At 62.1% G+C, this 12,135-nt stretch carries 17 protein-coding genes and 2 pseudogenes; 11 read left to right on the top strand and 8 right to left on the bottom strand.

What is annotated here, in order from left to right:
- Positions 1-7 precede the first annotated feature (7 nt).
- Genes ASD12_RS28170 through ASD12_RS28185 form a run of 4 tightly spaced genes read right to left on the bottom strand, consistent with a single transcriptional unit; the run spans position 8 to position 2,908 of the window.
- Positions 8-772 (bottom strand): amino acid ABC transporter ATP-binding protein, encoded by a 765-nt coding sequence (locus tag ASD12_RS28170; protein WP_056594441.1) that lies wholly within the window; start codon positions 770-772, stop codon positions 8-10.
- Positions 769-1,428 carry an amino acid ABC transporter permease gene (locus ASD12_RS28175; RefSeq protein ID WP_056594444.1) on the bottom strand — a complete coding sequence of 220 codons (660 nt, stop codon included), beginning with the start codon at positions 1,426-1,428 and terminating at the stop codon, positions 769-771. The genes ASD12_RS28170 and ASD12_RS28175 overlap by 4 nt, the downstream gene beginning before the upstream one ends.
- Before the next feature lie 12 nt (positions 1,429-1,440).
- Positions 1,441-2,088: an amino acid ABC transporter permease gene (locus ASD12_RS28180; RefSeq protein WP_056594594.1), complete on the bottom strand. Its 648-nt coding sequence runs from the start codon at positions 2,086-2,088 to the stop codon at positions 1,441-1,443.
- A 37-nt stretch (positions 2,089-2,125) separates the two neighbouring features.
- Positions 2,126-2,908, bottom strand: a complete 783-nt coding sequence (locus ASD12_RS28185) for an ABC transporter substrate-binding protein (protein ID WP_056594447.1) — start codon at positions 2,906-2,908, stop codon at positions 2,126-2,128.
- A gap of 136 nt (positions 2,909-3,044) precedes the next feature.
- Between ASD12_RS28185 and ASD12_RS28190 the strand changes: the two genes are divergently transcribed.
- Positions 3,045-4,004 carry a LysR family transcriptional regulator gene (locus tag ASD12_RS28190; RefSeq protein WP_056594450.1) on the top strand — a complete coding sequence of 320 codons (960 nt, stop codon included), beginning with the start codon at positions 3,045-3,047 and terminating at the stop codon, positions 4,002-4,004.
- Between the two features lie 15 nt (positions 4,005-4,019).
- On the opposite strand, the gene ASD12_RS28195 is transcribed toward ASD12_RS28190, so the two are convergent.
- Positions 4,020-4,436, bottom strand: a complete 417-nt coding sequence (locus tag ASD12_RS28195) for an acyl-CoA thioesterase (protein WP_056594453.1) — start codon at positions 4,434-4,436, stop codon at positions 4,020-4,022.
- Between the two features lie 202 nt (positions 4,437-4,638).
- Between ASD12_RS28195 and ASD12_RS28200 the strand changes: the two genes are divergently transcribed.
- From ASD12_RS28200 to ASD12_RS28210, 3 genes are all read left to right on the top strand, one after another.
- Positions 4,639-4,887 carry a ParB N-terminal domain-containing protein gene (locus tag ASD12_RS28200; protein WP_013532091.1) on the top strand — a complete coding sequence of 83 codons (249 nt, stop codon included), beginning with the start codon at positions 4,639-4,641 and terminating at the stop codon, positions 4,885-4,887.
- Between the two features lie 135 nt (positions 4,888-5,022).
- Positions 5,023-5,508, top strand: coding sequence for an SRPBCC family protein (locus ASD12_RS28205; protein WP_056594597.1), 486 nt, complete (start codon positions 5,023-5,025; stop codon positions 5,506-5,508).
- A 40-nt stretch (positions 5,509-5,548) separates the two neighbouring features.
- Positions 5,549-6,505, top strand: coding sequence for an alpha/beta hydrolase (locus ASD12_RS28210; protein WP_056594458.1), 957 nt, complete (start codon positions 5,549-5,551; stop codon positions 6,503-6,505).
- 52 nt (positions 6,506-6,557) lie between these two features.
- On the opposite strand, the gene ASD12_RS28215 is transcribed toward ASD12_RS28210, so the two are convergent.
- Entirely contained in the window at positions 6,558-7,586 is a 1,029-nt protein-coding gene (locus tag ASD12_RS28215; RefSeq protein ID WP_056594461.1) for a 2OG-Fe(II) oxygenase family protein, read from the bottom strand.
- Between the two features lie 116 nt (positions 7,587-7,702).
- On the opposite strand from ASD12_RS28215, the gene ASD12_RS28220 reads away from it, so the two are divergent.
- The 4 genes and pseudogenes from ASD12_RS28220 (at position 7,703) to ASD12_RS28230 (ending at position 9,806) form a co-directional block, all read left to right on the top strand.
- Positions 7,703-8,101: a GFA family protein gene (locus tag ASD12_RS28220; protein WP_056594464.1), complete on the top strand. Its 399-nt coding sequence runs from the start codon at positions 7,703-7,705 to the stop codon at positions 8,099-8,101.
- Between the two features lie 141 nt (positions 8,102-8,242).
- A complete protein-coding gene (locus tag ASD12_RS28225; RefSeq protein WP_056594467.1) occupies positions 8,243-8,440 on the top strand; it encodes a hypothetical protein in 198 nt (65 codons plus the stop codon).
- A gap of 204 nt (positions 8,441-8,644) precedes the next feature.
- Positions 8,645-8,749 (top strand): annotated as a pseudogene (locus ASD12_RS34495) (undecaprenyl-diphosphatase); the annotation flags it as partial.
- Positions 8,750-9,014: 265 nt separating this feature from the next.
- Positions 9,015-9,806, top strand: a complete 792-nt coding sequence (locus tag ASD12_RS28230; RefSeq protein ID WP_056594472.1) for a phosphodiester glycosidase family protein — start codon at positions 9,015-9,017, stop codon at positions 9,804-9,806.
- An 82-nt stretch (positions 9,807-9,888) separates the two neighbouring features.
- On the opposite strand, the gene ASD12_RS35635 is transcribed toward ASD12_RS28230, so the two are convergent.
- Entirely contained in the window at positions 9,889-10,185 is a 297-nt protein-coding gene (locus ASD12_RS35635; RefSeq protein ID WP_244483000.1) for a hypothetical protein, read from the bottom strand.
- Between ASD12_RS35635 and ASD12_RS28235 the strand changes: the two genes are divergently transcribed.
- Positions 10,184-11,065, top strand: coding sequence for a glycoside hydrolase family 25 protein (locus tag ASD12_RS28235; RefSeq protein WP_244483001.1), 882 nt, complete (start codon positions 10,184-10,186; stop codon positions 11,063-11,065). The two genes, ASD12_RS35635 and ASD12_RS28235, sit on opposite strands and share 2 nt — an antisense overlap.
- A 9-nt stretch (positions 11,066-11,074) precedes the next feature.
- Here the strand turns inward: ASD12_RS28235 and ASD12_RS28240 are convergent, their stop codons facing one another.
- A complete protein-coding gene (locus tag ASD12_RS28240) occupies positions 11,075-11,581 on the bottom strand; it encodes a LysR substrate-binding domain-containing protein (RefSeq protein WP_244483002.1) in 507 nt (168 codons plus the stop codon).
- Between ASD12_RS28240 and ASD12_RS33725 the strand changes: the two are divergent.
- Together ASD12_RS33725 and ASD12_RS28245 are read left to right on the top strand one after the other, a co-directional pair.
- Positions 11,554-11,727: pseudogene (locus ASD12_RS33725) on the top strand (methyltransferase type 12); the annotation flags it as partial. The gene ASD12_RS28240 and the pseudogene ASD12_RS33725 overlap by 28 nt on opposite strands.
- Before the next feature lie 204 nt (positions 11,728-11,931).
- Positions 11,932-12,135 (top strand): transposase (locus ASD12_RS28245; RefSeq protein ID WP_162252297.1); only part of this gene is annotated, 204 nt, incomplete at its 3' end.

Here is a 12,135-nt window from a genome sequence, read left to right on the forward strand (position 1 = left end):
GTCATACTCAGGCGGAAAGATATTTCTTGAGGAAGGTGCGCGTGCGTTCCTTCTGCGGCGCGCGGAACATGTCGCCGGGCGGGCCTTCCTCGACGATCACGCCGCCATCCATGAACAGCACCCTGTCGGCCACTTCGCCGGCAAAGCGCATCTCATGCGTTACGATGAGCATGGTCATGTGTTCGGCGGCAAGCTGTTTCATCACCGCGTTGACCTCGTCGACCAGTTCCGGGTCGAGCGCCGAGGTGGCTTCGTCGAACAGCATCACCTTGGGCTGCATAGCCAACGCACGGGCAATCGCCACGCGCTGCTTCTGGCCGCCCGAAAGCCGCGAAGGGTAGGCGTCGATCTTGTCGGCGAGCCCGACCTTGGACAAGAGGCTATGCGCAAGCGCATGTGCATCGCCCTTGGTCATGCCTTTGAGGATCATCGGCCCCATGGAGATGTTCTCGATCACGGTCAGATGCGGGAACAGATTGAAGTGCTGAAACACCATGCCCATCTGCTGTCGCACCTTGTTGATGTGCCGCTCGAAGGCATGACCGTGCAGCTTCTGGTTGACCTGCACGCCGTCGAGCCAGACTTCACCGGAGTCAAGGGATTCCAGATGGTTGATGGAGCGCAGCAGCGTGCTCTTGCCGGAGCCGCTCGGCCCGATGATGGCGACGATCTGTCCGCGATCGACCGACAGGTCTATGCCTTTGAGGACCTCGACCGCGCCGAACGATTTGCGCGCGCCGCGAACCTCGACCATTGGCCGCTGCGTGCTCATCGGGAAGCCTCCACATGTCTTTCAAACAGGCGCAAGGCCGCCTCGAGCACAAGGTTGAGAATGTAGTAGAGCGCCGCAGCCGTGATGTAGAACTCGAACGGGCGGAACGTTTCGCTGATCGCCAGCTGGGCCGAATGGACCAACTCGGCGATGCCGATGACCGAGACGATGGAGGATTCCTTCAGCAGCGCGATCAGGTTGCCGCCGATCGGCGGCGCGGTGTTGCGGATGGCTTGCGGTATGACGACATGGCGCAGCGTCTGCCACTTGCCGAAACCGATGCTGCGCGCACCTTCCGTCTGGCCGACATCGACGGCCACGATGCCGGCGCGGATGATGTCGGCATTGTAGACGGCAAAATGCAGGCCAAGCCCGACAATGCCGGCGGCAAGGGCAGGGATGTCGATGCCGATCTGCACCAGGCCGAAATAGATCAGGAACAGCTGCAAAAGCAGCGGCGTGCCCATGAACACCCACATGAAGGCGCGCACGGGATAGGCGACGATCACTGGGGCATAGAGCACGATGACCGCGAACAGGATGCCGCCGAAGAAGCTGAGCGCGCCCGCCGAAACGGTCAGCACCGTCGTCCACCAGGCGCCTATCACCAGAAGGTCCCAATAGGGCGCGACGACGGTGAAATCCAAACCTTGCATCGTGCTCTCCGGTCAGACGATGGCGAAGCGTTTGTCGAGCAGGTCGACGACCCGCGCGACCGCGTAGACCATGATCATGTAGAGCAGGGCCGCAACGCCGAAGATCTCGAACGGCTTGTAGGTGGAGCCGATGAAGCGCTGGGCGGTGTAAGTCAGTTCGACGACTGAAATGGTCGACACCAGTGCGGATCCTTTCAGCAAAGCAACCGTATTGACCCCGAGCGGCCGGATCATCAGCCGCGCGGCCTGCGGCAGCACGACCTTGCGCAGCGTCTGGAGACGGCTGAAGCCGATTGTGCGGGCAGCCTCGGTCTGGCCTCTGTCGACCGCGACCAGCGCACCACGGATCGATTCCGCCATATAGGCGCCAATGTTGAGGCCGAGGCCGATGACGCCAGCGGCGAACGGCTCCAGATTGATGCCGATCTGCGGGCCGCCGAAATAGAGCACGAAGAGCTGGATCAGGCACGGCGTGCCGCGAAACAGGCTGACATAGAGCGTGCCGATGGTCCGCAGGATTGACGACCTCGACATCTTGGCGGCCGCGGCCAATGCCGCAGCCGCAAGGCCCAGGATCAGGGCCATTACCGTGATCTCGATCGTCACCAGGGCGGCTTCCACGAAGAACGGGAAGACACGCTGCATCAGGGAGAAATCCATGAGACGGTCCAGCAGGAGGGACGCCAGCCAGAAGGGATCAGCGGATGTCGCTGCCAACCCACTTCATCGAGATCTTTTCGTAGCTGCCGTCGGCCAGCATGTCGTCCAGCGCCTTCTGCATCGCAGCCTTGAGCTCCGGATTGTCCTTGCGGATGGCGATGCCGATGGCGACAGCGCCGCCTTCGATATCGGGCGTGTTGAGCTTGCGGACCTTCTCGCCGGTTTCCTTGACGGCAACCATGACCGGAATGTTGTCGACGACGATGGCATCGACGCGACCAGCCCTCAACTCGAGCAGCAGTTCCGGCAGGCCCTTGTAGGTGCGGATGTCCCAGCCGCCTTTTTCGCGCGCCCATTTCTCGTGCGTCTCGCCCAGCGTCACGCCAATGGTCTTGCCCTTGAGGTCGTCGAGGCTCTGCACCTTGGAAGCCTCGCTTACGAATACAGCGCGGCCGGCGTGGTAGTAGGGCCCGACGAAATCGACCACCTTCTCACGCTCTGGCGTGACCGTCATGGAGCCGACGACGGTGTCGTATTTGTTGGCGAGCAGGCCGGCGATGATCCCGTCCCAGGCGGTGGTGATGATGATGCCCTTGACGCCGATGCGCTCGGCGATGGCCTTGCCGATATCGGCGTCGAAGCCGACGACTTCGTTCTGGTCGTTGACGAAGTTGAAGGGCGGATACTGACCGCTCATGGAAATCTTCAGCTCGCCCGCCGCCTTGATCTTCTCGAGGTCGTCGGCTTTGGCCGAAACAGCCGTAAAGGTCGACGCGAGCAGCAGGGCCGCAACGGCGATGCCGGAAAATACTCTGTTCATCTAATTTCCTGTCCTCTGGATGGAGCGCAAAGTCTTGTTCTTGGGGGGCGCGGGGATGCTTTCCTGTTTTCAATGATTGCCTTTGCGGTATCATTGCGCAAATAGATAATGGGAATAGGGAGCATAGATGTCAGGAATGGCTTTGCCTCGCCCCGAACGGCTGGTCTGGGATCTGGACTGGAACCTTCTGCGGACGTTCGTTGTGATCGCCGAGGTGAAGAGCATCACGCGCGCCGCCGAGCGGCTGAACCTCAAGCAGCCCAGCGTCAGCAACGCCCTGCGGCGGCTGGAAGACCGGGTCGGCCGGCGGCTGGTCGAGCGGGACGCGACACGCTTCGAGCTCACCGAGGTCGGACGGCTTCTCTATGAGCAGAGCGTGGAGGTGTTCGGCACCATATCGCAGCTGCCGCTGCTGATGCGCGGCATCAGCGACGACGTCACCGGCCATGTGATGATCGCGACGGCCAGCCATGTCGTCTCGCCGCTCTTCGATAAGGCGCTGTCCGAATTTCACCGCAACTACCCGCGCGCCAGCATCACCATTTCGGTGGCGGCAAGCACCGAAGTCGCCAAACAGGTGAGGGAGCGGCGTGCCTCCTTCGGCATCTGCCTGGTCAGCCAGCGCGATCCGGCGCTGGAATATGCGATGGTCTACCGCGAGTTCTTCGGCTTCTTCTGTGGGCCGCAACACAGGCTTTACGGGCAAACTGGACTGACGCTGGCCGATCTCCGGGGCGAACCCTCGGTATCGTTCCAGACCGACCATATTTCGGACGCGTTGCGGCCGGTCGCACTGTTGCGCAGCGAAGCCCGGCTGAACGCCGATGTCGTCGGCGTGTCCTCGAGCCTGGAAGAGGTACGGCGCATGATCGTTGCCGGGCTCGGCATCGGCCCGCTGCCGCTGCACGTCGCGCGGCGTGACATGGCGGATGGAACGCTGTGGCGGCTGCCCCCCTATGACGCGCCGCCGGCCATCGACATCTTCCTGCTGGTCAATCCGGACAAGACGATGAACCGCGCCGAGAAGGCGCTGCTGTCCGGGCTGCAGACGTTGATCGCGGAGACACCGCTTGGCGACCGTATCTACCAAGGCTGACCGGCCGAGACAGGTTTATTCGATCAGCAAGGCCGTGGCGCGGGTTCGCATTGCCTCGTCCAGCGCCACCGAGGCGCGCGCGGAGAGGTCGAAGCGCACGCTGGTCGTCCGGCTCGATGCACGGACAACGCCGTCGAGCGATCCCGACATCACCTGTTCGAAGGTGATGGAGGTGCGGCCGATCTTCACGACATGCGAGCGGATGGTGATGAGCGCACCGGCTTTGGTTTCATGCCGATAGTCGATTTCGGTGCGCACATCGGCCCATCCGATTTGCGATGCCTGATTATCGTCCTGTCCGGCGATATGGCCGAGAAGCTGGAAGCTGGCATCGTCGAACATGGCTGCGTAGTGACGCACATTCACGTGCCCCATCACGTCGCACATCCAGGGATGAGCGACGCCGACAAAAGTGACGAGAGATTTGCTCATGGGGATTCTTGCCCTCCGTGGCCATCGACGATCGCGCCGACGCAAATATCGAAACGCACGCCGACAGGCAAACGGTCTGCTGTCCCTGGCATCTTCGAACCGAGAATGACCTCCACGCATCGTATTTGTTAGCCGCGCCCTTGGCCGCCTCCACCAAACGGACTATCTCAGGGGAGGCGGCGTTTCCGCCACGGGGGTCGGCATGCTCAGAGTGCAAAAGGTCAAGGTCGACGAGATCTACGTGCCGACGGCGCGCAAGAAGACGCTGCACCCCGAGACCGTCCGCCATCTGGCCGAGGACATCCTGGAAAACGGCATGAAGACGCCGATCCAGGTCCGCCATGACGGCAAGCGTCATATCCTCGTCGAAGGCCTGCATCGGCTGGAGGCGGCAAAATGGCTCGGCGAGACCGAGATAGAGGCCTATCTGGTGCAAGCCAAGCGTCACTGACACGGCCTTCGTTCGCCACCGGATCGACGCACGGCACGGACGTCGTCAAAAAATTTCGCTGGCCATGTCGGTTTGCGGTTGATCGGCTCGTCCTTGGGACGGAAGCCAGATCAAACGCACACCGAGGACACCATCATGACCGCCAAGCTCGACATCGCCCCCGCCAATGACCGCGAACTGGTCCTTGCCCGCATCATCGATGCGCCGCGCGAAAACGTCTATCGCTGCTGGACCGACCCGAAGCTGATCACGCAATGGTTCGCGCCAAAGCCGTGGACGACGCCGCGCGCCGAAATGGATGTGCGCACCGGCGGCTCGAGCCTTGTCGTCATGGCCGGCCCAGACGGCAACGAATTCCCCAACCCTGGTGTTTTCCTCGAAGTCGTTCCCGGCAAGAAGATCGTCTTCACCGACGCCTACACCCAGGCATGGGAGCCATCGGAAAAGCCGTTCATGACCGGCGTGCTGACCTTCGAGGACGAAGGCAATGGCAAGACCCGCTACATCGCCCGGGTCAGGCACTGGAGCGCCGCCGACCGCGAACAGCACGAGAAGATGGGTTTCCACGAGGGCTGGGGCCAGTGCACCGATCAGCTCGAGGAACTCGCCAAAACGCTTTGATCGGCATGACGCTTTGATATCGGCAGGAGAGGAGATCGATATGTCCAAAACCCTGATTTTCGCCATTCTTGCTTCGGCCGCGGCGCTTCTCGGCTGCCCGGGCACCACCAATGCGGAGGAGGCAAAAACCGTCATGACGACCGAAGCGAGCGCACTGCCCAAGCCGGGGAAGTCTGGCCTGCTGCCGATCAACGGCCAGGACTACTATTACGCCATCTACGGCAAGGGCGAGCCGCTGCTTCTGCTGCATGGCGGCCTCGGCACCACGGACATGTTCGCGCCGCTCCTGCCCAAGCTTGCCGAAAACCGCACCGTCATCGGTGTCGACCTGCAAGGCCATGGCCGCACGGCGCTCGGCGAGCGACCGTTCGGTCTGGAGGCGATGGGCGACGACATGGCTGCCATCGTCGAGGCGCTCGGCTACGACAAGGTCGACGTCATGGGCTATTCGCTGGGTGGCGGCGTCGCCTTCCGTATGGCCATCCAGAATCCTGAAGCGGTGCGCCGGCTTGTCCTGGTGTCGACCGGCTACGCGGCCGACGGATTCTACGCCGAGATGCGCGGCCAGCAGGCGCAGGTCAGTGCAGCGGCGGCCGATTTCATGAAGGACACGCCGATGTACAAATCCTACGTCGCGGTGGCGCCGCGCCCGCACGATTTCCCGAAGCTGCTCGATGCACTGGGCAACTTCATGCGTCAGAACCGCGACTACTCCGCCGACGTCGCCAAGCTGAAGATGCCGGTCATGCTGGTCTATGGCGACAGCGACATGTACAAGCCCGAGCATGTGATCAAGTTCTACCAGATGCTCGGCGGCGGCCTGAAGGACGCCGGCTGGACGCGCGAGAACCTGTCGCAGAACCGACTGGCGATCCTGCCCAACCGCACCCACTACGACGTCTTCTTCGCGCCGGAACTGACGGCTGCGGCACTGCCGTTCCTCAACGGCGAGATCAAGGTGAAGACCTGGGACGAGGTCGTCAGCGAAACGGAATGATCGCCTGCCTGCTCCCGCCGGCCATCTCCCGTGAGACGGCTGGCGGTTCTGTTTATGAAGCCTTGGCGCGGCGCGGCTGCCTGAGATGCTTGATGCCGCTCATCTCGACGAAATTTGTCGCCGCCTCCCAGAGATAGTCTCCATAGAGAAACGGTTCGAAGGGCTCAGTGCCCGCCAGGGGCAGAAGCGCAATCTCCGCATCGACGCGCGGTTCGTAGAAGAACGGGATCGAGAAGCGCGCCGTCTTCGGCGCAATCACTCGGTGCCGCGTCGCCCGGACGCGTCCGCCGGTCCAGCGCTCCAGCAGTTGGCCGAAATTGACAGCCAGCGTGCTGTTGGCCGGCGGCACGTCGATCCACTCGCCGGCAACGGTCTTGGCCTGCAAGCCCTCGACGCCGTCCTGCGCCAGCAAGGTGACGAAGCCGGAATCGGCATGCTCGCGGCCGATGATGGTGCGCCTCTCGCCCTTGTGGACAACCGAAAATTCCGGCCCGCTGGTGTCGACCCCGGCATTGGCGTCACGCAGGGGATAGCGGATCAGCCGCAGCGTCGAGATGCCATGCTCGAAATAGGCATCGAAGATCTTTTCCGGCAGGCCAAGCCCTCGGGCGATCGAGCGCATCAGCGCGTTGCCCACCGTCTCCATCGCGCGGTAATAATCCGCTGCCGCCGCGCGCCAGCCGGGCAGAACGTCTTCGGCCGGCAAGGGTGTCGGCTCGCACAACGGATCGTCTGAAGCCGGGGCACCAGCCGCATAGGCAAGGTCCGGTCCCATGTCGATGCCTTCCTTGTAGGAGACGGCGGTCGGCTGCAGCGGGAACCAGCCACGATAGACATTCTTCTTCGTCCGGTCGAAATTCCAGCGCAGCAGTTTCTGCTTCTCGGCGTCGGCAAGCGCGAAGATGCGCAGCACTTGTGCGCGTTTGTCCGGCGTCAGCCAGTCGTCGCCTGGAAAGTCCCGGACCGCCATGAAGCCGATTCCGCGGGCCGCCGCCATGATCCTGGCGTCGGTGCGGTCGCGAGCGGGCGAGGGCGGGCCGAACAGGTCCGCAATGCCGATGGTTTCGATGTCCGGCGTCATGGCTTCGGTTCCATTCGCATCATCATAATCGATGGCGTTGTATCAAAGCTTTTCAATTGACCCAATTGGTCCCGCGGCTACCTTGCCGCGTATTCTCTCCACAATGGATCAGGGCCATGGCAAGATATGAGGGCGGATGCCTGTGCAAGGCGGTGCGCTACCGCACGGACGCAGCCCCCATCAACGAACGCATCTGCCACTGCCAGGTTTGCCAGAAGGCGATCGGAGCCGCCTTCAATGCACGCGTGCTGTTTCGCATCGACGACGTGACGGTCGACGGGCCACTGGCAACGATCAACTCCTCGCCGGACCTGAAGCGCGGCTTTTGCGCGAGTTGCGGTACGACGATGTTCTCCCGGCGCGATTCCGCAGGCATCATCGGCATCACCACCGGTTCGCTTGATGACCCCTCCATTTTCAAGCCGCAAATGCATATTTTCACGGCCTCGAAGCAGCCCTGGCTGGTGCTCGAAGACGGCCTGCCGCAGCACGAAGGCGCGCCGCCGCCGGCCTAGGCTTTTCCCTGGGAATGGAGGGCGCAAGCCTGGACAGAATTTGATCCAAATCGACACGAGATAGCCGGCAAAGCGTCATTGGCGAGCCATTTTTGTCTCCCTATTTAGGGGGCGCGGGCACGGCATTCGAGGAGACGACGGATGAATGACAGCATCAGCACCCTGGACGAGCTTTTGAGCGATCCGATGGTCCTGCTTGTGATGGAGCGCGATCGCGTGCGCCCCGAACAGGTGCGCATGCTGCTCGAACGGGTTCGTCGGCCCTCTGTCGATGAACCTGGCGTGCCGCCAGCGCATGTGATCGCCAGGGCATGCCAGAAACTCCAGCTCTGCCCATAAATCGCGTTGAGATTAACCGCCTTGCGGTTTTCCCTATGAACTTTGAACCGACCCCAATGCGGGCCGGTTTTGAATCGCGTGCATTCCCGCACAGCTTACAAATCCGTAAATTGATTATCCCACTCATGACGATAAGGCTTGCCCGGGATTGACCGGTACTGGCCGGTCCGCGCAAGTCCGATCTCTCATGCATGGAACTCGCCATTGGCCGACATTTGCACTCAAGGCCTGGATACGGGCTTCGTCGGCCTGGGATTCGCCAAGGTGGCGTTTCTTGGCGTGGTGCAAGGCATCACCGAATTGCTGCCGTGACAACAGCGCTAACGAAACACCGGAACCGGGCCACTTTCGGATGATGGCCGTTGCCGCTCGCGTTCAGTCAGCATTTTGCACAATTCCATTATATGATGTTCACCGGCCTTCAGAGCGTCCGCCGAGGTATGAACCGAGTAGTTCCCCAGGTGGAGCGGATGCGGATGTGGTGCAGCGCTACCGATCACTAGGGCACTTTCACAGTATGGCTTGAAACGGGCTATATCCGTACCGGATCATCGAACTGGATTCCTGTACGCGCATGGCTTTCTTGACCCTTCTGCAATCGGTCCCATTGCTGCTGGCGCTGGCCAAGGGCGCGCTGCCGTCGGTGGCGGCACTCGGCATTGGGTTTGGCCAGTGGGTTGCCTCGCTGCCGCCATGCCGGGATTTCGCCTTCGAGGCGACCAGCTATCTCGTGTGCGAGGTCGACCCGAAACGATATCAGGTCGAACTGTTCTGGAAGGATCCCGCGGGCAAGCCGTTTCAGTCGCTGCACAATCTCCATGCCTCGCAACAGGCGGCCGGGCGCACGATGCTGTTCGGCATCAACGCCGGCATGTATCACCCGAACCTCGATCCGGTTGGTCTCTACGTCGAGCACGGCCAGGAAATGGCTTCGGTGAAGACCGGATCGGGAAATGGCAATTTCTCCCTGCAGCCGAATGGCATCTTCTTCATGCGCGACGGCAAAGCCGCGGTCCGCGCCACCAGGGATTTTGTGAAAAGGCGTCCGCCCGTCGACTATGCGACGCAATCCGGGCCGATGCTGGTGATCGATGGCCAGTTGCATCGGAAATTCCAGTCCGACAGCACCTCGCGAAAAACCCGCGACGGGGTCGGGGTGCGAAAGGACGGCGTCGCGGTCTTTGCGATTTCGAACGGCACGGTGACCTTCCATGCCTTCGCCCGGCTTTTCCGCGACGCGCTCGGCTGCGACAATGCGCTGTTCCTCGACGGCACGATATCCAGCCTGTTTGCGCCTGCCATCGGCCGCAACGACGACTATTGGAATCTGGGGCCGATGATCGGCGTCTTCAGGAAGAGCGGCTAGCGCCCGAACTCTCTGCCCGGCTCCCCGCTTGGCCCTTGGGAATCCCATTCGCCAACCCTCGCTCCGACAAATAATCTTTGATTCAAACTTTATTGGTAATTTCTCGTTCATAACTGATCCGGTTTGTCCGTTGGCTGTCGTTTTGCCCTCGGTCTGTTGTGTTTTGAGTACAGGTCCAGATGCGGATTCCGGGCGTCGTCAGTTTTTTGGTCGCATCGCTATGCCTTGCCGGCTGCTCGTCGACGGCCAGCGTCGATGCCTTGGATTTGCAGAAACCGTCGAGCGAAACCACCAGTTCCGTGATCCGGCCGCCGGCACCGGTGACGGCAGTCCCGCAGGCAATGACCAGGCGCGCGCCAAGGGTCGAAATGGCGCCCATGTCTGACAATGACCCGGCCGAAAGTCCGCGGCCTTTCGGCCTGGCGGAGGAAGAAACGGTGGCACTTTCAGCGCCGGGATCGTCGGACAGCATCGAGCCATCGATCGAGCCGGCGGCCTTGATATCGCCGCCGAGGCTGCTGAGCCGCGCGGCACCGACTATGCTTGCCGGGCCCGTCACCCGCTATGGCTTTCGCGATGCCAAGCCGATCAATTTCGGCAAGGCTTCGCCCCGCCACCTTGCCGTGCACGGTGTCGACGTCTCGCGCTGGCAAGGCGACGTCAACTGGGACAAGCTGCGCGCCCAGGGCGCCAACTTCGCCTACATCAAGGCGACGGACGGCGGCGACCACCTCGATCCGATGTTCATGAAGAACTGGCGCAATGCCGACGCCGCCGGCTTGAAGCGTGGCGCCTATCACTTCTTCTACTGGTGCCGCACGGCCGGCGAGCAGGCCGACTGGTTCATCCGCAACGTGCCCAGGGTCGAAGGCGCGCTGCCGCCGGTGATCGACGTCGAGTGGAACGGCGAGTCCAGCTGCAAGCGGCGGCCGTCGCGCGAAAAGGTTCTGGAGAAGATGCAGCTGTTCATGGACAGGCTGGAGCGCCACTACGGCCAGCGGCCCATCATCTACACCTCGCCCGATTTCTACCGCGACAATCTGCGCGGCGCCTTCCTCGATTATCCGTTCTGGCTGCGGGCCGTGGCGCGGCATCCATCCAAGGTCTATCCCGACCGCAAATGGCTGTTCTGGCAGTATTCCGGCTCCGGCCTGTCGCATGGCGTCACCGGCCGCATCGACCTCAACGTCTTCCATGGCGACGAACGGCAATGGCGTGCCTGGGCCGGCGGACGGCAGACCGTCGCCGACGCCGACTGAACCGGTCCATCAGGCCCGGAGTGCTTCGCTGTCCCTGATATCCGCCGTCTGGGCCAGCACCCAGTCCCGGAACACCTTGATCTTCGGCGTGTTGCGGCGGCTTTCCAGGTGCACCAGCCAATAGCCGTCGCCGTCGGATCCGAGGACTTCGAATGGCAGTATCAACTGGCCTTTTGCCAAAAGGGCGCTGTAGATGTTGCGGGTGAGGATCGCGGCGCCCTGATCGGTCAATGCGGCCATCGCGTCATAAGCCTGCGAACCCAGCATCGGACCCGCGATGACGCGATCGGGATCGAAGGGCACCCCGGCTGCTTCGAACCAGATTTTCCACCACGGATCGGTCGCACAGCATAGCGCTACCTTGTAGAGATCCTCGGGGTGGCGAATGCCGCCCACGCTCTCGGCCAGCTTGGGGCTGAGCATCGGCGTGTAGTCCGCCTTGAACAGATAATGCGCCGTCAGGCCGGGCCATTTTCCGGTGCCGGTTCTCGATGCGCAACGGCGATGGCGAGACATCAGGCGAATATCACACCGTCTACTGGCGCAGGGACGACTTCGCCGCCCGTCTCGAAAGCGCCGGGCTGGTTCTCATCAGGGACGATTTCAACGTAGGCCGCGATCGCGAGGAATGGAACACGTTCCTGGCCGTGAGGCCGTCTTGACGCGCTGCGGACTATTGCTGTTTGCGCTGCTCTTAACTGCGTGGCCGGCGACGCGATTCAGCGAGGGTGGCATAGGCCGGGACTGCGGAGAATGACCCGAAACAGACTAGGCCGTGTGGACGAATTGACTCAGGCATAGGTTTTGGGGTTCCGCTGACGAATCCAGTCTGATTCATGGATTGTCGACTGATTTGGAGGTCGGCGATGTCCACGAGGATGACGGAAACGGATTGGGCGAACACGCTGGAGGTTTTCCGCGCTTGCCTGCCACGGCGAGGCCGCAAGGCTGCGGACGACCGGCTGTTTCTGGAAGCCATGCACTTCTTCACGGTGGAGAATGTGCGCTGGCGTGCGCTGCCGGGACGCTTCGGCCACTGGAACTCAGTATGGAAGCGCTTTGACCGGCTG

Origin of the sequence: Mesorhizobium sp. Root102, assembly GCF_001425625.1 — a bacterium.
Lineage (GTDB): Bacteria > Pseudomonadota > Alphaproteobacteria > Rhizobiales > Rhizobiaceae > Mesorhizobium.